This window comes from Paracidovorax avenae ATCC 19860, assembly GCF_000176855.2.
GTDB classification, from domain to species: domain Bacteria; phylum Pseudomonadota; class Gammaproteobacteria; order Burkholderiales; family Burkholderiaceae_C; genus Paracidovorax; species Paracidovorax avenae.
The window spans coordinates 3,191,836-3,212,393 of record NC_015138.1 but is presented as its reverse complement, the minus strand read 5'-3'; the positions used below and the strand labels follow the sequence as shown (position 1 = coordinate 3,212,393).

21 protein-coding genes are annotated in these 20,558 nt (G+C 70.5%); 9 read left to right on the top strand and 12 right to left on the bottom strand.

Annotated elements, in window-relative coordinates; genetic code table 11:
• Positions 1-150: 150 nt before the first annotated feature.
• From ACAV_RS14085 to ACAV_RS14040, 10 genes are all read right to left on the bottom strand, one after another.
• Positions 151-963, bottom strand: a complete 813-nt coding sequence (locus ACAV_RS14085) for an IS5 family transposase (protein WP_013595241.1) — start codon at positions 961-963, stop codon at positions 151-153.
• Positions 964-1,088: 125 nt separating this feature from the next.
• Positions 1,089-2,357 carry a cystathionine beta-lyase gene (metC, locus tag ACAV_RS14080; protein WP_013595240.1) on the bottom strand — a complete coding sequence of 423 codons (1,269 nt, stop codon included), beginning with the start codon at positions 2,355-2,357 and terminating at the stop codon, positions 1,089-1,091.
• Entirely contained in the window at positions 2,354-3,007 is a 654-nt protein-coding gene (locus ACAV_RS14075; protein ID WP_013595239.1) for a cysteine dioxygenase family protein, read from the bottom strand. Before ACAV_RS14075 ends, metC begins: the two co-directional genes overlap by 4 nt.
• A gap of 32 nt (positions 3,008-3,039) precedes the next feature.
• A complete protein-coding gene (locus tag ACAV_RS14070; RefSeq protein ID WP_013595238.1) occupies positions 3,040-3,909 on the bottom strand; it encodes an amino acid ABC transporter ATP-binding protein in 870 nt (289 codons plus the stop codon).
• Positions 3,896-4,714, bottom strand: a complete 819-nt coding sequence (locus ACAV_RS14065) for an amino acid ABC transporter permease (RefSeq protein ID WP_013595237.1) — start codon at positions 4,712-4,714, stop codon at positions 3,896-3,898. The genes ACAV_RS14070 and ACAV_RS14065 overlap by 14 nt, the downstream gene beginning before the upstream one ends.
• Positions 4,704-5,456, bottom strand: coding sequence for an amino acid ABC transporter permease (locus tag ACAV_RS14060; protein WP_013595236.1), 753 nt, complete (start codon positions 5,454-5,456; stop codon positions 4,704-4,706). The genes ACAV_RS14065 and ACAV_RS14060 overlap by 11 nt, the downstream gene beginning before the upstream one ends.
• Before the next feature lie 7 nt (positions 5,457-5,463).
• Positions 5,464-6,315, bottom strand: coding sequence for a transporter substrate-binding domain-containing protein (locus ACAV_RS14055; protein ID WP_013595235.1), 852 nt, complete (start codon positions 6,313-6,315; stop codon positions 5,464-5,466).
• Between the two features lie 151 nt (positions 6,316-6,466).
• Positions 6,467-8,095, bottom strand: coding sequence for a rhodanese-like domain-containing protein (locus ACAV_RS14050; protein ID WP_013595234.1), 1,629 nt, complete (start codon positions 8,093-8,095; stop codon positions 6,467-6,469).
• Positions 8,096-8,240: 145 nt separating this feature from the next.
• Positions 8,241-8,648: a phage holin family protein gene (locus ACAV_RS14045; RefSeq protein ID WP_013595233.1), complete on the bottom strand. Its 408-nt coding sequence runs from the start codon at positions 8,646-8,648 to the stop codon at positions 8,241-8,243.
• A gap of 37 nt (positions 8,649-8,685) precedes the next feature.
• Positions 8,686-10,500, bottom strand: a complete 1,815-nt coding sequence (locus ACAV_RS14040; protein WP_013595232.1) for a glutamine--tRNA ligase/YqeY domain fusion protein — start codon at positions 10,498-10,500, stop codon at positions 8,686-8,688.
• Between the two features lie 178 nt (positions 10,501-10,678).
• On the opposite strand from ACAV_RS14040, the gene ACAV_RS14035 reads away from it, so the two are divergent.
• From ACAV_RS14035 to hmuQ, 8 genes are all read left to right on the top strand, one after another.
• Positions 10,679-11,044: a hypothetical protein gene (locus ACAV_RS14035; RefSeq protein ID WP_013595231.1), complete on the top strand. Its 366-nt coding sequence runs from the start codon at positions 10,679-10,681 to the stop codon at positions 11,042-11,044.
• A 172-nt stretch (positions 11,045-11,216) separates the two neighbouring features.
• Positions 11,217-11,669: a type II 3-dehydroquinate dehydratase gene (gene aroQ, locus ACAV_RS14030; protein WP_013595230.1), complete on the top strand. Its 453-nt coding sequence runs from the start codon at positions 11,217-11,219 to the stop codon at positions 11,667-11,669.
• Positions 11,669-12,625, top strand: a complete 957-nt coding sequence (locus ACAV_RS14025) for an alpha/beta fold hydrolase (RefSeq protein ID WP_013595229.1) — start codon at positions 11,669-11,671, stop codon at positions 12,623-12,625. The genes aroQ and ACAV_RS14025 overlap by 1 nt, the downstream gene beginning before the upstream one ends.
• A gap of 4 nt (positions 12,626-12,629) precedes the next feature.
• Positions 12,630-13,076 (top strand): alternative ribosome rescue aminoacyl-tRNA hydrolase ArfB, encoded by a 447-nt coding sequence (gene arfB / locus ACAV_RS14020; RefSeq protein ID WP_013595228.1) that lies wholly within the window; start codon positions 12,630-12,632, stop codon positions 13,074-13,076.
• A 163-nt stretch (positions 13,077-13,239) separates the two neighbouring features.
• A complete protein-coding gene (locus tag ACAV_RS14015; RefSeq protein WP_013595227.1) occupies positions 13,240-14,109 on the top strand; it encodes a DODA-type extradiol aromatic ring-opening family dioxygenase in 870 nt (289 codons plus the stop codon).
• 32 nt (positions 14,110-14,141) lie between these two features.
• On the top strand, positions 14,142-14,849 hold the full coding sequence (locus ACAV_RS14010; RefSeq protein ID WP_013595226.1) for an alpha/beta hydrolase: 708 nt from the start codon (positions 14,142-14,144) through the stop codon (positions 14,847-14,849).
• Between the two features lie 162 nt (positions 14,850-15,011).
• Positions 15,012-15,989 (top strand): DUF3014 domain-containing protein, encoded by a 978-nt coding sequence (locus ACAV_RS14005; protein WP_041829220.1) that lies wholly within the window; start codon positions 15,012-15,014, stop codon positions 15,987-15,989.
• Positions 15,990-16,009: 20 nt separating this feature from the next.
• On the top strand, positions 16,010-16,318 hold the full coding sequence (hmuQ, locus tag ACAV_RS14000) for a heme-degrading protein HmuQ (RefSeq protein WP_013595224.1): 309 nt from the start codon (positions 16,010-16,012) through the stop codon (positions 16,316-16,318).
• 36 nt (positions 16,319-16,354) lie between these two features.
• Here the strand turns inward: hmuQ and ACAV_RS13995 are convergent, their stop codons facing one another.
• Entirely contained in the window at positions 16,355-16,828 is a 474-nt protein-coding gene (locus ACAV_RS13995) for an Lrp/AsnC family transcriptional regulator (protein WP_011795422.1), read from the bottom strand.
• Between the two features lie 105 nt (positions 16,829-16,933).
• Between ACAV_RS13995 and mdeB the strand changes: the two genes are divergently transcribed.
• Entirely contained in the window at positions 16,934-19,642 is a 2,709-nt protein-coding gene (gene mdeB, locus ACAV_RS13990; protein WP_013595223.1) for an alpha-ketoglutarate dehydrogenase, read from the top strand.
• On the opposite strand, the gene ACAV_RS13985 is transcribed toward mdeB, so the two are convergent.
• Positions 19,617-20,546 (bottom strand): LysR family transcriptional regulator, encoded by a 930-nt coding sequence (locus tag ACAV_RS13985; RefSeq protein WP_013595222.1) that lies wholly within the window; start codon positions 20,544-20,546, stop codon positions 19,617-19,619. The genes mdeB and ACAV_RS13985 overlap by 26 nt on opposite strands.
• Between the last annotated feature and the right edge of the window lie 12 nt (positions 20,547-20,558).

Genomic DNA, 20,558 nt, shown 5'->3' with positions numbered 1-20,558 from the left:
ATACAAGTGGGGAACCCCGAGTTCAAGTAGCGGGGTAGCGGTCATTGCTACGGAACCGTCCGCAAAGTTAGATTTCTGCGCCTGGTGCTTTGCAGAGCCGACATTCGGGTCTGCTGACTGTCAGTCAGCCCAACGGCTCCTTAGAGCGTGTTATGAACTTCCTGCCGCAGCCAGCACCCGTGCGGCTGCAGGCAACATGAGCACGGCAAAGACCAGGAAATGCATCACGCCGAGCACTTCGGGTAGCCGCTCGTAGTCCCGGGAGAGCCTGCGAAACCTTGCCAGCCAGCCGAAGCTTCTCTCCACCACCCAGCGGCGCGGCAGCAGCACAAAGCCCTTCTTCGCCTCGGGCAGCTTCACGATCTGCAGATCGATGCCGTTGTCCTTTGCAGCCTCTGCTGCCACCTCGCCCGTATAGCCCTGGTCCGCCCAGCCCAGCTTCATCGAGTGGCCCGTGGCCTGCTGCACGTCTTCGCACAGACGCTGCACCTGCGCGCGTTCCTGCTCATTGGCCGGCGTGACATGCACCGCCAGAAAATGTCCCAGTGTGTCCACGGCCATGTGAACCTTGCTGCCTCGCTTGCGCTTGTAGCCGTCGTAACCCGCACGCGGTCCGCTCTCGCAGTTCGACTGCAATGTCCGCCCATCCATCACCATGGCCCTGGGTTGTCCCTGGCGCCCTTGCGCCACGCGGATGATCGAACGCAGGTCCGACACCATCGCCTCGAAGCAGCCCGCTTCCAGCCAGCGTCGGGTTTGCTGGTAGACCGCCTCCCAAGAAGGTAGATCGTTGGGCAGCATCCGCCAAGGCGCGCCTGCGCGCACCAGCCAGCGCAGCGCGTTGAAGACTTCGCGCAGATCGTGCTCGCGCTGGGGCGCGCGCTGGTCCATCAGGCTCAAGTAGGGCGCAGCGAAGCTCCATTCTTCATCGCTGACATCCGTCGGATACGGCTTGCGGGGCATCCGCAGACTCTACCTTTGACTTCCACTCCGAGGAGCAAAGTTCATAACACGCTCTAGTGCCTAATAACGTGAATCCGCGTAGCAGGGTTTACCGTCAGCAACCGCTGCAAAGCTGTCATCGCTTCTCACGCAGCCGCCAACCACCCCCGAGTCGCCACCTTCCCCAACGCCTGCCCCAGATCCCCAATCAAGTCCTCCGGATCCTCCAACCCCACATGCAGCCGCACCACCGGCGCATTCCCCGTCCACGCACTGTGCTCCCGCAACCGCTCCGGCTGCGCCACCAGCGCCAGGCTCTCGTACCCACCCCACGACGCCCCGATGCCGAAGAACCGCAGGGCATCCACGAACGCATTCGCGCCGCGCGCATCCACGCTCCCATGGCCATTCGCCCCGTTGCCGTCCGCGAACGCGAACGACACCAGCCCGCTCGCCCCGCTGAAATCCCGCTTCCACAGCGCATGCCCGGGGTCGGAGGGCAGGGCCGGGTAGAACACGCGGCCGACCTGCGGCTGCTTCTGCAGCCATTCGGCCACCCGCGTGGCGTGGCGCTGGTGCTGGGCCAGGCGCACGGGCAAGGTGCGCACGCCGCGCAGGGCGAGGTAGGCGTCGTCGGCGCCCACGGTGAGGCCGAGCGCTTCGTAGGCGGTGGCGATCCTGCCGGTGAGCTCTTCCGAGTCGGTGACGACGATGCCCTGCATCACGTCCGAGTGGCCGGCGATGTACTTGGTGGCCGCCTGGATCGAGATGTTCGCGCCCAGCCGCAGGGGCTGGCAGAACCATCCGCCGCTCCAGGTGTTGTCCGTGGCCAGGGGAATGCCGCGGGCGCACGCCACGGCGGCGATGGCGGGCAAATCCAGCACCTCGTAGAGCAGCGAGCTGGGCGATTCGACGTAGATCAGCCGGGTGTTCGGCCGGATCTTCGCGGCCAGGTCGCCCTGCGAGGGCGAGAAGTATTCGAGCGTGATGCCCAGGCGCTGCAGCAGCGTGGCGTCCACGCGCCGCACGGGCGAGTACACGCTGTCGGCCACCAGGGCATGGTCGCCGGGCGAGAGCAGGGCGACCAGCACCAGTGTGATGGCGGCCAGGCCCGAGGGTGCGAGGAAGGCACGGTGGCCGCCCTCCAGCGCGGTGACGGCATCTTCCAGCGCGCGGTGCGTGTCCAGCCCGTGGCGGCCGTACGAGGCCACGCGCTCGCCCGCAGTGCGGCGATGGTGGTGGTCCGCATAGTCCGCGGTGCTGCCGAAGCGCACGGTGCTGGTGCGCACCACGGGCACGTTCACAGGGCCGGAGCCGCCGCGCAGCGCGGGCGCGCCGGCATGCAGCAGCCGGGTGGCGGCGCCGAGCGGCGCGGAGTGTGCGTTGCCGTGCTGGAGGATATCCGGCCCGTTCATGCCACGGCCTCGCTGGGGCGGAAGTAGGCGGCGTTGTAATTCTTCACTTCGCCGGTGTCGGGGTCGATCGCGACGCGGCCCGTGAGCGTTTCCAGCGGCTGGCCATACAGGTGGAAATGCAGCGTGGGCTCGGTGCCCACCACGGCGATGCTGTGGATGTCGTCGGGCAGGAAGGCGATGGGCGCGCCGGGCTGCACGGTGAATTCGCGCGCCACGTGGATGCGCGCGCGGGCGGGGTCGCTGCGGTCGTCCGTGCGTTCGTAGAGGCGGTTCACCTCCTGGCCTTCCACCGCCACGATCACCGCCCAGGTGGTGTGGTTGTGCGGCGCGGTGGTCTTGCCGGGGTTGATGGAGTTGAGGTACAGCGCCAGGCCGCCGTCGCCGTCCGCCGGGTTGAGGCGGTAGCGCGTGGAGGCTCCCACGCCGGCTGTCTCGTCAGGCGGCGGGAAATCCGCGCGACTGAACAGGTCCTTGTGCGCGGCCAGTTGCTCCAGCCGTTGGGTGATGGCCGAGAGCGCGGCGCGGTCGGGCGTGCCCCGCGCGGTGAGGCGGCGCACGTCGGCCAGGGCCGCATCGACGGCCTGGCGGCGGCGTTCGGCGGTGGAAGCGGAAATGGGGGTGGCTGCAGTGGCAGCGGAGGTGGTGGTCATGGTGGTGGTCTCCGGAGGATGGCGTTGGCAGGTCAGAGGGCGAAGCGCAGCTGGTTGAACGCCAGCGGCGGGGTGGGGGTGGCGGGCACCTCGCGGGTGCGGACGCCTTCGCCCAGCGCGCGCTGCAGGAACTCCCGCGTGCGGGCGCTGCGCGGCTGGCCGAAAAGCTGTGCGGCGGGGCCGTGCTCGACGATGCGGCCGGCCTCGGTGAAGTACACATGGTCGCTCACCTCTTCGGCAAAGCGCATCTCGTGCGTGACCAGCACGCAGGTCATGCCGTCCTTCACCAGGTCGCGGATCACGGTCAGCACCTCACCCACGGTCTCGGGGTCCAGGGCGGAGGTCACCTCGTCGAACAGGATCAGCTCGGGCCGCATGGCCAGCGCCCGCGCGATGGCCACGCGCTGCTGCTGGCCGCCCGAAAGCTCGCCCGGGTAGGCGGTTTCCTTGTGCGACAGCCGCACCTTGTCGAGCAGGGCGCGCGCCTCCCGCTCGGCCGCGGCGCGGTCGCGGCCGACCACGCGGGTGGGCGCGATCACGAGGTTCTCCAGCACCGTGAGGTGGGGAAACAGGTTGTACTGCTGGAACACGAAGCCCACCCGCTTGCGCAGCGCGATCAGGTCCGCTTCCGTCCTGAGCCGGTCCACGCGCGTGCCGCCCACCACGATCTCCCCGCGCTGCGGCCGCAGCAGGCCGGTGATGCAGCGCAGGATGGTGGACTTGCCCGAGCCCGAGGGCCCGATGATGGACACCGCCTCGCCGCGGCGCACCTGCACGTCGATGCCCTTGAGCACCGCGTTGTCGCCGAAGGACAGGTGCACGTCCCGCAGGTGCACCAGGGGCGCGGCGGCTTCCTCCGCAGGAGGCTTCAGGGAGGCGAGGAAGGCGTCAGTGGCGTTCATGGCGTTTTTCCAGGGCGCGCGTGGCGCGGGCGATGGGGTAGCAGTAGGCGAAAAACAGCGCCAGCAGCGTGAAATAGACCAGGATGGTGAAGTCCGTGCGCGCCACCGTGTTGCTGGCGATCTGGGCCGTGTCCACCACGTCGTGCACGCCCACCAGCGAGGCCAGCGAGGTGCTCATGGTGATGCTGGCGTACAGGTTCATCCACGGCGGCAGCATGCGGCGCACGCACTGCGGCAGCACCACCAGCCGGAAGATCTGGCTGCGACGGAAGGCGAGCGACTGCGCGGCCTCCCATTGCGCGGCGGGAATGGACTGGATCGCGCCGCGGAAGATCTCCGCCACGTTGGCGCTGGTGGGCAGGGCCAGGCCCAGCACCACCTTCACCCAGTCGGGGAAGGGAAAGGTCCACTGCACCAGGTGCACCTCGAACGGGAACACATAGGTGGTGAAGTAGATGAGCACCAGGATGGGGGCGTTGCGGAACACCTGCACATGGCAGCGCGCCGCCACGCGGACGGCATGCACGGGCGACAGCGACAGCGCGCCCACCACCAGGCCCACGGCCGTGCCCAGTGCCACCGCCAGCACGCTGATCTCGATGTTCACCCACAGGCCGCGCAGCAGCGCGGGCAGCCATTGCCACAGATAGGCAACGGCACGCGGCGTGGTACCGGTGGCCTGCCATGCGGCCACCACGGCCAGCGCCGCCACGGCGCCGACCAGCCACGGGTTGCGCGCGCCGCTGCGCACCGCATTCAGCAAAGGGGCGGCAGGCACCGGCCCCAGGACGGCGTCATTGGCCATAACCGGGCATCCTCCAGCGTTCCTCGAGCCAGCGGCCCGCCAGGCTCACCAGCCAGGTCAGCAGGCCGAACCAGATCAGGATGAGCAGCAGCAGTTCGAGCACGTTGTCGCGCTGCGACCAGATCATGATCGATTCATACGTCACGTCGCCCACGGCGATGGCCGAGGCCACGGCCGTCATCTTCACCAGGTCCACGAGGTTGTTCACCAGGGAGGGCAGGGCGAAGCGGGCGGCCAGCGGCAGCTGCACCCGCGCCAGCAACTGGCGCTGCGAGAAGCCCAGCGAGCGCGCGGCCTCCAGCGTGGTGGCGGGCACGGCCTCGATGCCGGCGCGCAGCGCCTCGGCGTGGAACGCGCCCTTGTGCAGCGAGATGACGACCACCACCCACACGAACGGCGTGAGCGGGTTCTGGCCCGCGCCCCAGTCGCGCAGCTGCTGCGTGATGAGCATGTTGAGCACGAGGAAGGCGCAGTACAACTGCACCAGCGTCGGCGTATTGCGCGTCACCTCGACGAAGGCGCGCGCGGGGCGAGCCAGCCAGGCACGCCCGGAGGCCGTGCAGGCCGCCAGCACCACGCCGGCCGCCAGACTGCAGGGAATGGTGAGCAGGGCCAGCTGCACCGTCACCCCCATGCCGCGCACGAAGGCCTGGCGCTCGGTAGCGTCGAGCACGAAAGCGTAGTTCAGGCCGATGCCCCGGAGCGCGTCCACGCCCTGGGCGAGCAGGCCGGTGTCGTGCATGCCGGGCTCAGTGGGCCGCGGCCTGGAACTTCGCCTGCAGTTCGGGCAGCAGCGGGTTGGCCGGCTCGATGCCGAGGCGTTTTTCCGTGGCGATCAGCCAGCCGCTGCGGTGCCAGTCCTGCACCACCTTGTCCACTGCGGCGATGGTGTCGGCCTCGCCCTTGCGGGTCCAGACCACGGACGGCGCGGGCAGCAGTTCGGCGGTGATCGGGGCGGCGTACTGGCTCCACTCGGCGTTGGTGCGCAGCAGCGGATGGATGAGCGTGCTGTCGTGCACGGCGGCCACGCAGTTGCCGCCCTTGAGCGCCAGCAGCGAATCGGAGGCGGTCTTGAAGCCCTGCACCTGCGCACCGTATTCGGCGGTGAGCGGCCTGGCGTAGCTGCTGCCCTGCGACAGGCACACCGGCTTGCCGCGCAGGTCTTCCCATTTCTGGATGCCGCTGTCCTTGCGCACGGCGGCCGTGCCGCCCACGCGGTAGAACGGGGTGGGCGCGTAGCCCAGGATGGCGGCGCGCTCGGGGTTCAGTTCCATCGACGCGATCAGCAGATCGACCTTGCCGGCCTGCAGGAACTGCACACGCGTCGCCGTCTGCACCTGCACCAGGTCGGCCTCCACCCCCAGGCCCTTGGCCAGCGCCCGGGCGAGGTCGGGGTTCCAGCCCACCAGCTGCTGGCTGGCCGGATCGATGGAGCCGAAGGGGCCGCCGTTGACGAGCACGCCGATGGACACTTTCCCGCGCTGCCGGATCTTGTCTAGCGTGGCGTCGGCATGGGCCGTTCCCGCCATCAGGGTCAGCACGGCAGCGATGCCGGCCAGGAGCGGGGCGTGGGAGCGAAAGGTGGCGGGAGCGTGGCGCATGGCGTGGTGCATCGTTGGCAGGAAGGAGTCGGAGAGGGAAAGGCGCCCATGGGTGAGCGAACAGGTTCCGATCTTCTGGCGCCACGCGGCATGCGGCAACAAACGTTTCCGAGGAACGATATGCGGCGGGCGTGCCAGCCGCCCGGGCCCGTTACCCGCCGTGGGGTACGGCGGCTGGCAGCTGGAAGCCGGACAGTTCGTCGGGCGCGCACTGGGCGATCAGGCCGGTCTCCCATGCCAGGTAGCGGCGCGCTGCCTCCAGGTTGCCGTCGTGGCGGTCGTGCACGAAGAACAGATAGTCGATCGCGTCGCCATCGGCCGGCAGCCCCGGCGAGCTTTCCACGGGCAGCCCCGCGGCCGCCCAGTCGGACGCCAGCGCCCAATGCACGCTGGTCGTCGCCCCGGGTGCAATCTCACTGGCCGCCAACGCGGCGCTTTCTGCATCGGCCGCCAGGATGAGCAGCGGCGCGCGGCGCGCCTGCGCGGCGGCCTGCACGTCGGCAGCCACGCGTGGGCGCACGGACCAGAGCGCGCCGCGGGCGTGCTGCCGGCGGTAGGCCTGCGAGGGCTGCACGTCCAGCAACAGCGGCGCCGCCTGCTGGGCGGCCAGCCACGCAGGCAGGGCCTGCTGCGCGATCTGCGGCACCGGGGCCGGCAACGCCACGCCGGCCGGGGCCGGCAGCTTCAGCGGGGCGTGTATGCCGCCTTCCACGGTGGCCGTCTCATGGCCCTGCCGTCGCAGCCACGCAGCCACGACCGGTGCGCGCACGCCATCGTCGTCCAGCAGCAGCACGCGGGCGCGGTGCACCCCGATGGTCTGGTCCGCGGCCTGCAGCAACTGGCCGCCCGGCGCATGGCGCGCCCCGGCGAGCGTGCCGGCCGCGAACTCGCCGGCCGTGCGGACGTCGAGCACATAGGTGGTGCGGCCGGCATCATCGATCCAGCCCTGCGCCCCGGCGGCATCCAGCCTGGGAACGCCGGCCTCCGCGGCGACACGGGCGGCCCGGTCGCGGTCCGCGTCCCCGGCCTCGGGCGGACTGGCCGGCGCGCGGGCGCTGCCATGCTCCAGCGCCAGCCCGGACAGGGCCCAGCCCTGGGTGCCGTTCTCCAGTGCCAGCACGGGGTTGGGAACGCCCAGGCTGCGCAGGATCTGCGCGCCGATGATGCTGCGCGTGCGGCCGGCGCAGTGGATGACGATGGGCGTGGCCGGATCGGGCGCGAGCACGCTCCAGTGGCGTGCCAGTTCGCCGTTCGGCACCGGCAGGGCCCCCGGGATGGTCATCTTGCGGTGCTCTTCCACCGTGCGGCCATCCACCAGCACCAGCGGCTCGCCTGCCTGCTGGCGGCGCTGCAGTTCGGCCGCGCCGATGTGCGGCGTGCCGAAGGCATGCTCCACCAGTTCCCCGAAGGTCTTGGACGGCACGTTCACTCCCTGGAACAGGGTATAGCCGGCGGCCGCCCAGCCCGGCGCTCCGCCTTCCAGCACGTGCAGGTCGGTGTAGCCCAGCCCGGCCAGGCGGACAGCCGCACGCGCGGCCACGCCGTCGCCCTGGTCGATCAGCACGGTGCGCGTGCCGCGGCGGGGCACCAGCCGGGGCACGTCCCGTTCGAGGCGGCTGTAGGGCGCCGGTACGGCGAAGAACGGATGGCCTTCGCCGAACTGGCCGGCTTCGCGCACGTCCAGCAGGGCGATCTCCTGGCTGTCGTTCAGCCAGGTGCGCACGGTGGCGGCGTCAACGGTCGGGGGCGGTACGGGAGCGGTCGAGGTCGGTGCGGGCATGGCGGTTGCATGAAGAATGGGCAAACCGCCGACCATAGGTCCGAACCGCCGCGCAACGCCACGGCGCGGCAGAACGGTTTCGACTATGCATAGTCGTTTTCCGCACACCTCCCGCATGGCGCGCGGGAATGTGTCCAGCCCGGGGCTACAGCCAGAACGGCCCTGCTGCCGGCCCCTTCTGGATCGTGAATTCCGGTGATCCACCCAGCACGAAGCTGCCCAGCAGCAGGCTCAGCAGCGACATGAAGATGCTCGCCCAGAAGGCGGTCCAGAAGCCGTCGATATGAAAACCGCTGACCAGCTTGCCCACCAGCATCAGCACGAGCGCGTTGATGACCAACAGGAAGAGCCCGAAGGTCAGCAGGGTGAGCGGCAGCGTCAGCACCACCAGCAGCGGCCGCACCACGGCATTGGCCAGGCCGAGCAGCAGGGCGGCGACCACCAGGGCGCCGGTGCTGCCGAACCGCAGCCCCTTGAACACATGGCTGGCCACCCACAGCGCGAACGCCGTGATGGCCCAGTGGAGCAGGAAGGGGGTGAGGTTGGCCAGCATGGCGGGGCGCTCCTGTGTTACGCGGGTATCGCCGGGGCTACTTGCCCCAGCTGTCCTTCAGGCCGGTCACCCGGTTGAACACCGGCTTGCCCGGCGCATGGTCCTTGCGGTCCGCCACGAAGTACCCGAACCGCTCGAACTGGAACTTGTCGTCCGGCTGCGCCTGTGCCAGCGAGGGCTCGACATAGGCGGTCACCACCTTCAGGCTGTCCGGATTGAGCAGCGCCAGGAAGTCCTTGCCGCCGGCATCGGGCTGGGCGTCGGTGAACAGGCGGTCGTACAGGCGCACTTCGGCGGGCACGCCGTCGGCCACGCCCACCCAGGTGATGGCGGCCTTCACCTTCACGCTGTCGGCCCCGGGCGTGCCGCTCTTGGTGTCGGGCACCACGGTCGCAAGCACCTTCGTCACCTTGCCTTCGGCATCCTTCTCGCAGCCGGTGCATTCGATGACGTAGCCGCCCTTCAGACGTACCTTGTTGCCCGGGAAGAGCCGCTTGTAGCCCTTGGGCGGGGTCTCCTCGAAGTCCTCGCGCTCGATCCAGACGTCCTTGCCGAGCGTGAAGTGGCGCACGGGCGCTTGCGTGCCTTCGGGCGGATGGGGCAGGGCGGGCAACTGGCAGGGTTCCAGGTGGCCGGTGCCGAAGACTTCGTCCCAGTTGGTGAGCTCGAGCTTCACCGGGTCCAGCACGGCCATGCCGCGGTGGGCCTGGTTCTCCAGGTCCTCGCGCAGGCAGCCTTCCAGCGTGGCGTAGTCGATCCAGGAGTAGTCCTTGGTCACGCCGATGCGCTCGCAGAAGAGCTGCAGGGCCTCGGGCGTGTAGCCGCGGCGGCGCAGGCCGACGATGGTGGGCATGCGCGGGTCGTCCCAGCCGCTCACGATGCCGTTGTCCACCAGGTGCTTGAGCTTGCGCTTGCTGGTGACCACGTAGGTGAGGTTCAGGCGCGCGAACTCGTACTGGCGCGGCTGCGGCGTGGCGATCAGGCCGCCTTCGGCCAGGCGGTCCAGCAGCCAGTCGTAGAACGGGCGCTGGTCTTCGAACTCCAGCGTGCAGATGCTGTGGGTGATGCGCTCCAGCGCGTCCTCGATGGGGTGCGCGAAGGTGTACATCGGGTAGATGCACCACTTGTTGCCGGTGTGGTGGTGCTCGGCGTGCTTGATGCGGTAGATGGCCGGGTCGCGCAGGTTGATGTTGGGCGAGGCCATGTCGATCTTCGCGCGCAGCACGGCGGCCCCATCCGGCAATTGGCCATCGCGCATTTCGCGGAAGCGTGCCAGGTTCTCGGCGGGCGTGCGGGTGCGGAAGGGGCTGTCCACGCCGGGTTTGCCGAAATCGCCGCGGTTGGCGCGCATCTCCTCGGGGCTTTGCTCGTCCACGTAGGCGTGGCCGGTCTCGATCAGGTACTCGGCCGCGCGGTACATGAAGTCGAAATAGTCGCTGGCCTGGTAGGGCGCGGCGGTGCCGGGCGCCTGGCCGATCTGCGTCCAGTCGAAGCCCAGCCAGCGCACGGCGTCGATGATGCCATCGACGTATTCCTGGTCTTCCTTCTCGGGGTTGGTGTCATCGAAGCGCAGGTGGCACACTCCGCCATAGTCGCGCGCCAGCCCGAAATTCAGGCAGATGCTTTTGGCATGGCCCACGTGCAGGTAGCCGTTGGGCTCGGGCGGGAAGCGGGTGCGGATCTTCGCGGGATCGGGCTGGCCGGCGGCGTGGTGGGCGGCGTCGCCTGGCGTGCCGGCCCAGCGGGCCTGGGCATAGGTGCCCTGGGCGAGGTCGGATTCGATGATCTGGCGCAGGAAATTGCTCGGTTTGGCGGACTCGGCCGTCGCGGGGGAGGGGGCATGCGAACTCATGGGCGCATTCTAGGATGCCGCCCCTGCCGGTAACCCCCTGCAACAAACGCCGCTACGTCCGGAAACAAGATTGTTCGGCATTTGTGCCATCCTGCGGGGCATGTGGCGCGTTATAGAGCGCATGGGGCGCGTCCCCGCCTTCCCGGCGGCGCCGGGCCCGTTTCCAAGGAGAACTTCCATGACCAAAAGCCGTTCCTTCGCAGCCATCGCCGCCGCGGCCGGCGTCGGGCTGGCCCTGCTGGCCGCCTCGGGTGCCGCGCAGGCGCGCGACGTGTTCTGGTCCATCGGCGTCAATTCCCCCGGCGTGTCGGTGGGCGTTGGCACCGGCCCGGGTGTCATCTACAGCCCCCCGGTGACCTACGTGGCCCCGCCGCCCGTGTATTACTCACCCCCGGCGCCCGTGTACTACGCCCCGCCGCCCGTGGCCTATGTGCCGCCTCCCCGGCCTGTGTACTACGCGCCGCCTCCCCCTCCGGTGGTGTACGGCGGTTACGGCTACTACAACCGTCCCCCCCACTGGCACCGCGGCGGCTACTGGCGCTGAGCCCGGCCTGTGCATCCTCCCCGGGCGGCCCGTTCGCCACGGCCGCCCACTTGGGCCCCCGCAAGGGGGCCCTTCTTTTTTGCGGAGTGGATAATCAGGGGCGACGGATGCGCGCGGCGGGCCGTGCCGCGGTCGGCAGGGCGCCGGTGCCCGTCCCAGGAGTGAAGCCCCCGTGACCACGCCCCGTTCCGTTTTCGTCCTCAACGGCCCCAACCTGAACCTGCTCGGCACTCGCGAGCCCGCCGTCTACGGCTCGCAGACCCTCGCCGACGTGCAGCAGCTCTGCGAAGCCGCCTGCGCCCGCCACGGGCTGGCGCTGCAGTTCCGCCAGAGCAACCACGAAGGCGACCTGGTGGACTGGATCCACGAGGCCGGCCGCCTGCACGCGGCGGGCCAGCTCGCCGGCGTGGTGCTGAACGCGGCGGCCTACACCCACACCAGCGTGGCGCTGCTCGATGCCGTGAAGGGCACGGGAGTGCCGCTGGTCGAGCTGCATATCAGCAATGTGCATGCGCGTGAGAGCTTCCGCCACCATTCCTACATCGCCAGCGCGGCACGGGCCGTGATGTGCGGCTTCGGGGTGCCGGGCTACGCCCTGGCGATCGACGCGGTGGCTGGCTGGTGATGGCCTCGGCTGACCTGCCGGACCCCGTTTCCGCCGCAGCCGGGGCCGGCCCGGGCGCAACTGCTTCGCCGGTGTCGTCCATGCCCGCCGAGGCGGCCTCGCTCGCCGCGCAGGCCGGCATCCGCACCACGCCGTGCGGCGACGGCGCCATCGTCTGGCATGTCTGGCAGGCGAGCAGCCCACCGGAGCCTGCAGCGCCACCCCTGGTGCTGCTGCACGGCGGCAGCGGCAGCTGGACGCACTGGGTGCGCAACATCGATACGCTGCGCTCCTGGGGCCGCACGGTCTGGGTGCCCGACCTGCCGGGCTTCGGCGATTCGGCCGTGCCGCCGGGCGGTGCCGACGCCGACGCGCTGGTGGCGCCGCTCGCGCAGGGCATGCGCGCGCTGTGGGGCGATACGCGCTGCGATCTGGTGGGCTTCTCCTTCGGGGGGCTCACGGCCGGGTTGCTGCTGGCGGCCGAACCGTCGCTGGCCCGCCAACTGGTGCTGGTGGGCGCGCCCGCCATGGGCGTGGTGCCGGAGCGCCAGATCACGCTCAAGGGCTGGCGCCACCTGGCGTCCCCGGCGGCGCAGGAGGCCGCGCACCGCCACAACCTGGCTGAGCTGATGCTGCACGACACATCGCTGATCGACGGGCTCGCGCTGGACCTGCACCGGGCCAACGTCGTGCGCGACCGCATGCCGCGCCGGCGCCTCGCCCATACCGACGCGCTGGCCCGGGCGCTGCCGTCCGTGCGCTGCCCGGTGCATGCCATCTATGGCGCGCGCGACACGCTCTACCGCGAGTGGATCGCTGCGCTGGAAGGCGCCTACCGCGCGGCCGCGCCGGATTTCCGGGGGCTGGCCCTGGTGCCGGACGCCGGGCACTGGGTGCAGTTCGAGCGGCCCGGGCCCTTCGATGAGGCGCTGCGCACCGCGCTCCATGCCGGTGCCGCGGCGACCCGGGGCGCTTGACGACATGGCGGACGGTGCGCCCCGCATGCCTCCTGCGGCCGGCCGCGCGCCGCTGCGGGTGAACGAGCGCGAGGTCGTCCTGACCGCCATGCGGGCCCAGGGGCCGGGCGGCCAGAACGTGAACAAGGTGTCGAGCGCGGTGCAACTGCGCTTCGACATCGTGGCTTCGTCGCTGCCCGAGGATGTCAAGGCCCGGTTGCTGGCGCTGCCCGATGCCCGCATCACGCAGGCCGGCGTGGTGGTCATCAAGGCGCAGCAGTTCCGCACGCAGGAGGCCAACCGGATGGACGCGCTGCTGCGGCTCGACGCCCTGGTGGACCGCGCCGCCCGGCCGCCACGCGTGCGCCGGGCCACCCAGCCTTCCTACGGCGAGCGGCAGCGCCGCCTGCAGGACAAGCGCGAGCGTTCCGGTACCAAGGCGCTGCGGGGCCGGGTGCGGGACGCGGGCTGATCCCTGTCCCGGCCGGACTGCCTTCCTGCCCGGATTGGTGCGGCAGCTGCAACGATGTGTTTGCCGCGCGGGTCTTGGGTTCGCGGCTGCGCGCGCATACATTCTGGACAGGGCACTGTCCCGTGCCACCTTCCGTTTGTCCTGCCACGCCGACCGAACCGCCATGTCTTCGACCGCACCGCTTTCCGCCACGCCTTCCTCTTCCGCCGTGCCCGGCCCTGCGCCGGAGCGCGAAGTGCCCGCACTGTTCGTTTCCCACGGCTCGCCCATGTTCGCCCTGGAAGCAGGGGAGACCGGCCCGGCGCTGCGTGCCTGGGCGGACGGGCTGCGCCGGCGCTTTCCCGAGCTGCGCGGCGTGGTGGTGATGTCGCCGCACTGGATGGCCCGCGGCGTGCGTGTCATGACCGGCGCGCAGCCGGCCACCTGGCATGATTTCGGGGGCTTCCCGGAGCCGCTCTATGCGCTGCGCTATCCGGCCTCCGGTGCACCCGCGCTGGCCGGGGAGGTCCTCTCGCTGCTGCAGGCCGCCGGCTTCGATGCGCAGGGTGATGCGCAGCGGCCCTTCGACCATGGCGCCTGGGTGCCCCTGATGCACCTCTTTCCGGATGCCGATCTGCCGGTGGTGCAGGTCGCGCTGCCCGCCGATGCGGGCCCGCGCGAGGTGTACGACCTGGGCGCGGCGCTGCGCGGCCTGCGCGCGCACGGCGTGCTGGTGATGGGATCGGGCAGCATGACCCACAACCTCTCCGAGTTCTTCGGCGGCGCGCGCGGTGCGCAGCCCTATGTGACCGAGTTCTCCCGGTGGGTGGAAGGCGCGCTGCAGCGGGGCGACGTGGAGGAGCTGCTGGAATACCGCAGCCGGGCCCCGCACGCCGTGCGCGCGCACCCTGGCGACGACCATTTCCTGCCGTTGTTCTTCGCCCTCGGCGCGGCCGGCGAAGACCGCGTGCCAGCCTACCTGAGCCGGGAGGTGATGCATGGCTCGCTGGCGATGGACGCCTTCGCCCTCGGGCCCGAAGCCGCGGCCGCGTGAAACTCCGGGGCGGCCAGCCGCTCCAAGTCCCGATGACCCAGACCACTTCCTTCGCGCCGTCCCCCCTGCTGGATTTGCCACTCGCCTTCCTCGGCCGCCCTGCCGCGCCGGACACGGCGCAGCCCTGGCTGCTCGTGCTCATGCATGGCGTGGGCAGCCATGAAAAAGACCTTTTCTCGCTCGCGCCCGCCGTGCCCGGCCACTTCCACGTGCTGAGCCTGCGCGCGCCCTACGCCATGGGCCCGGGGGCGAACACCTGGTTCGAGTTCTCGGTGGAGCCCGATGGCAGCCGCACCATCCATGAGGCCCAGGAGATCGCCAGTCGCAGCCTGCTGGCGCGCACCGTGGAAAGCGCCGCAGCGCAGCTCGGCGTACCGCCGGAGCGCGTGGTGGTGGGCGGCTTCAGCCAGGGCGGCATCATGGCGTTGTCCCTGCTGCTCACCCGGCCCGACCTGCTGCAGGCCGCCATGGTCTGGCACAGCCGGCTGCTGCCCCAGGTACTGCCCCATGCGGTCGAACCTGCCGCGCTGCGGGGACGTGCGCTGTGGGTGAGCCATGGCGAGCAGGACAACGTGATTCCACTGGCGAACGCCCGTGCCCTTCGCGACCACGCGCGTGGCCTGCCGCTGGCCCTGACCTACCGGGAGTACCCCGGCATGCACGAGATCCGCCCCGGCGAGCTGCGCGAGGCGATGGACTGGCTGGCCGCCCTGGGCGCGGCCGAGGCGCTCGCGCGCTGACGCTGGCGCCGCCACGGTGGCGGCTGCCTGCGCATCCGGTCACATGCGCTTACCGCGCCGGGCGCAGTGCGGCTCCACAATGGCCCGTGGCGGGGCGGCTTTTCGCAGGCCCTGCGTTCCATCGCGGCGCGCGCCGCGTTTCCGTTCGCGAAAGACTTCTGCATGCCCGATTCCGATCCCCAGGATTTCCGCCCACCGTCCTCTTTGCCACGCCGCGCATCGCCCGTGGGCTGGGTGCTGGCGGGCGTGGCCGGCGCCGCGGCGCTGGCGGGTGCCGCCTGGTGGTTCGGGTGGATTCCGCCGTCCGCGCGCACGGCGGAGACGCCCGCCGTCCAGGCGCCCGAACCCCCCGTGGCCGAGGCGCCGGCATCCGTGCCGGAGCCCGTGGCCTCCGGGCCGCAGCACCCGGTGGACTCCGCGCAGGCGCCGCCGCCTCCCGCGATGAAGGACTCCGACGCCTTCATCACGCAGGCGCTGGGTGAGTGGCTGGGGAGCGATCGCATCGCCGCGCTGCTGCACCTCGAAGACATCGTGCGGCGCATCGTGGTCACCGTGGACAACCTGCCCCGGACGCAGGCGCCGTCGCGCCTGTGGCCCGTGCAGCCCGCGCCGCAGCACCTGGCGGTGCAGGCGGAGCCCGGCAGCGCGGTGGACGAGAACGGCGCACCGCTGCACGCCACCATCGCTCCGGCCAATGCCGCGCGCTACCAGGCCCTGGTTGCCCTGGTGGAAGCGATACCTCGCGACCGCGCGATCGCCCTCTACCGGCAGCTCTACCCGTTGTTCCAGCAGACCTATGTGGACCTGGGCTATCCCAAGGGCTACTTCAACGACCGGCTGGTGGCCGTATTGGGCCATCTGCAGGAAACGCCCGAGCCGCGCGGCCCCCTGCGCCTGCAGCTCACCCGCGTGCAGGGCGACGTGCCGTCCACCCGGCCCTGGGTGCGCTACGAGTTTGCCGATCCGCACCTGCAGGCGCTGTCCAGCGGCCAGAAGATGATGTTGCGCATCGGGCCGGAGAACGCACGCCGGGTCAAGGCCGTGCTGGCCGATCTGCGCCGCCGGTTGGTCTCGGCCAATGCGCCGGCCCAGGCCACCCCCGTGCCTGCACCGTCTGTGGCCGCGAGCGCCGCGCCCTGATCCACCCACAACGCCCAGCCATGCCTCTTTTCATCGCCATGAACCGTTTCCGCATCGTCCCCGGCCGCGAGGACGAATTCGTCGAAATCTGGCGCCAGCGCGACAGCCACCTGGCCCAGGTGCCCGGTTTCCAGTCGTTCCATCTGCTGCGCGGCGAGACCACTGCGGAGCACACCCTGTTCGCCTCGCACACCGTGTGGGAGTCGCGCGCGCACTTCGAGGACTGGACGCGCTCGGAGGCCTTCCGCGCCGCGCACGCGAACGCCGGCCAGAAGCGCGACCTGTACTTGGGCCCGCCGCAGCTGGAGCTGTTCGACGCCGCGTGGTGAGGCCGCGGTGGTCGGAATGGCCGCGGCGCTGCGCGGTCACGCGGGCGGCAGCGGCAAGGGCAGGGCTGTCTTGTAGCGCACCTGCTTGAGCGCGAAGCTGGAGCGGATCTTCTCGATGCCCGGAATGGGTGTGAGCTGCTCCAGGATGAAGCGCTCCAGCGCGCCGATGTCGGCGACGGCCACGCGGATGAGGTAGTCCGAGTCGCCGCTCATCAGGTAGCACTCCATGACCTCGTCGTGCTCGGCGATGCGGCGCTCGAACTGCGCCAGCGCCTCCTTGGCCTGCGATTTCAGGCTGATGCTGATGAACACGTTCAGCCCCAGGCCCAGCACGGCCGGGTTCGCCAGGGCGACGTAGCGCGCAATCACCCCCGAGGCCTCCAGCGCCTTGACGCGCGCGAGGCAGGGCGAGGGCGAGAGATGCACGCGGCGCGCCAGCTCCACGTTGGAGAGCGAGCCGTCGGCCTGCAGTTCGGCCAGGATGCGCAGATCGATCGTGTCCAGCTTCATGTGCTTCAGTTTAGAAGATCACCGGCATGAAATGCTGCCATTCGGGGTTTGCCAGGATGCCGAACAGTCGCCCATGCCGCCCCGGGCCCGGTAGAGTGCTTCGGCATGAATGCTCCGCTGCCGCTCCATGCCCTGGGTGCCCAGGCCGCCACCATGTCCTCCGGCTCTCCCGCTGCCGATGCCGATCCGCAGGAAACTGCCGAATGGCGCGACGCCTTCCTGGCCCTGGTCGCCACCCAGGGGCCGGAGCGCGCCCGTTTCGTGCTGGACGAACTCGCGGCCCTGGCGCGCCGGCAGCACACCGGCTGGCAGCCCACGCTGAACACGCCCTATGTGAACACCGTGGCGGTGGAGGCGCAGCCGGTATTCCCTGGCGACCTGGCCATCGAGGAGCGGCTGGCCTCCCTCATGCGCTGGAATGCCCTCGCCATGGTGGTGCGCGCCAACCAGGCCTATGGCGAGTTGGGCGGCCACATCGCCAGCTACGCGAGCGCGGCCGACCTGTTCGAGGCCGGCTTCAACCATTTCTTCCGCGCCCGCGAGGGCACGGGCCCCGGCCAGCACCGGGGCGACCTCGTGTTCTTCCAGCCGCACAGCGCGCCGGGCGTCTATGCGCGAGCCTTTCTCGAAGGCCGGCTGACCGAGCACGACCTGCAGCACTACCGCCAGGAGATCACCGCGCCCGCGGCGGGCGCACAGGGCCTCTCCAGCTACCCGCACCCCTGGCTGATGCCCGACTTCTGGCAGTTCCCCACGGGCTCCATGGGCATCGGGCCGATCAGCAGCATCTACCATGCGCGCTTCATGCGCTACCTCACGCACCGCAACCTGCTGGATTGCCAGGGGCGGAAAGTGTGGGGCGTGTTCGGCGACGGAGAAATGGACGAGCCCGAGAGCATGAGCGCATTGACCCTCGCCGCGCGCGAGGGGCTGGACAACCTCGTCTGGGTGGTCAACTGCAACCTGCAGCGGCTCGACGGCCCGGTGCGCGGCAACGGCCGCATCGTCGATGAGCTGGAACGGCTCTTCGCCGGAGCGGGCTGGAACGTGGTGAAGCTGCTCTGGGGCAGCGACTGGGACGGCCTCTTCGCGCGCGACCTCACCGGCACGCTGGCCCGCACGCTGGGTGGCACGGTGGACGGGCAGATGCAGACCTTCGCCGCCAAGGACGGGCGCTACAACCGCGACCACTTCTTCGGCCAGTCGCCTGAACTGGCCGCGCTGGCCCAGGGCCTGACCGACGAGCAGATCGACCGCCTCAAGCGCGGCGGCCACGACCTCGTGAAGATCCATGCCGCCTACGCCGCCGCTGCCGCCCACCGCGGCCAGCCCACCGTGATCCTGGCCCACACCAAGAAGGGCTACGGCATGGGCACGGCGGGGCAGGGCAAGATGACCACGCACAGCCAGAAGAAGCTGGATGAACGCGACCTGCTGGAATTCCGCAACCGCTTCAACCTGCCGCTCACCGATGCGCAGGCCACGGGCCTGTCGTTCTTCAAGCCGGCCGAGGACAGCCCCGAGATGCGCTACCTGCGCGAGCGCCGCGCCGCCCTGGGCGGCGCCCTGCCGCGCCGCGAGACCGCCTGCGGCGTGGTGCCGGTGCCGCCCATGGCGCAGTACGCCCAGTTCGCGCTGCAGGCCCAGTTCGCGCTGCAGGCCCAGGGCAAGGAGATGAGCACCACCATGGCCTTCGTGCGCATGCTGGGCACGCTGCTCAAGGATGCGCAGCTGGGCCCGCGCATCGTGCCCATCGTGGCCGACGAGGCGCGCACCTTCGGCATGGCGAACCTCTTCAAGCAGGTGGGCATCTACAGCAGCCTGGGCCAGCGATATGCGCCGGAGGACATCGGTTCGGTGCTGAGCTACCGCGAGGCGCTGGACGGCCAGATCCTGGAAGAGGGCATCAGCGAGGCCGGCGCCATCGCCAGCTGGACGGCCGCCGCCACCAGCTACAGCGTGCACGGCCTGGCCATGCTGCCGTTCTACATCTACTACTCCATGTTCGGCTTCCAGCGTGTGGGCGACGCCATCTGGGCTGCGGCCGACCAGCGCGCGCGCGGCTTCCTGCTGGGCGCGACCTCGGGCCGCACCACGCTGGGCGGAGAGGGGCTGCAGCACCAGGACGGCTCCAGCCACCTCGTGGCCGCCACCATCCCCAACTGCAAGGCCTACGACCCGGCCTTCTCCGGCGAACTGGCCGTCATCATCGATGCCGGCATGCGCGAGATGCTGGTGGAGCAGCGCGACGTGTTCTATTACGTCACGCTCATGAACGAGAACTACGCGCAGCCCGACCTGCCGGCGGGCGCGGAAGAGGGCGTGCTGCGCGGCTGTTATGTGTTCACTGCCCTTGCGCCCCCGCAAGGCCCGGCCGATGCGCCCGCAGTCACCCTGCTGGGTTCCGGCGCCATCCTCACCGAAGTGGTGAAGGCCGCGCAGGCCCTGGCGGCCGAGGGTGTGCAGGTGACGGTGGTGAGCGTGACCAGCTGGAGCGAACTGGCGCGCGACGGCGTGGCCTGCGAGCGGCGCCTGCTGCAGGGCGAGGCCCGGCCGGGCACGCCCTGGCTCGCGCAGGTGCTGCAGGGCACGCGGGGCCCGGTGGTGGCCGCCACGGACTATGTGCGCACCGTGCCCGAGAGCGTGCGCGCCTTCGTGCCGGAAGGCCGCCGCTACCTCACCCTGGGAACGGACGGCTTCGGTCGCAGCGACACGCGCGCGGCGCTGCGGAGCCATTTCGGCGTGGATGCCGCCAGCGTGGCCGGGGCCGCGCGCAGCCTGCTGCACACTACTGTGCCTCTGTGGCCTCGGTGATGTGCTCCACGAAAAGCCGCACGGCCTCCGAGGCATGGTCGCGGCTCCAGACGACGCCCACCGGGCCGAAAGGAATGGTGCGGTCCAGCGGCAGCACGCGCAGGTTGCCCAGCGTCGCCTGGTACTCGGCCATGGCCCCGGAGCACACGCCCACATAGTCGCCCTGGTGCAGCAGCGCCTGCAGCGTGGTGATGGCGGCGGTCTCCACCTTGGGCAGCAGCCAGGAGGCGCCGCTGTCGAGCAGGGCCGTATCCAGCTGCGATCGCATCAGCGTGCCCTTGGGCGGCATGATCCAGTTCTCCTGCAGCAGGTCCGCCAGGCGCACGGGCCCGGGCACATCCCAGAAGCGGCTGGCCCGGCCCACCACCAGGCAGACGTTGTCCTCGAACAGCTCGCGGTGTTCCAGCCGCCCCTGCCAGGCCCGCGCATCCAGTGAGCCGACCACCACGTCCAGCTGCCGGTTCTCCAGTCCTTCGAGCAGGTTCCCGAACGGACTTTCCGACACGGTGACCGAGATGTACGGGTGCAGGGCCTGGAACTGCGCCAGCGCCTGCGGCACCCCGCGCGCCACGCCGGCCCACACGCTGCCGATGTGCAGACGAGCGCTGCGGCCCGCGGCCACCGCGCCCAGTTCGAGTTGCGTGCGCGAGATGTCGCCCAGCACGCCCACGGCCAGCCGCTTCATGATGACCCCCGCCGGCGTGAGCTGGATGCGCCGCCCGCGCGTGACCAGGGGCATGCCCACCAGTTCCTCCAGGTCCGCCAGCCAGTGCGACATGGCCGACTGCGTCATGTGCATGCGCGCGGCCGCCTCGGTCAGCGTGCCGGCCTCGTCCAGCACGAGGAAGGCTTCGAGGTGCCGGATCTTCAGCCGGCGTGCCCAGGCCACGTGTTCAAGAGACATGAGTAAATGCTA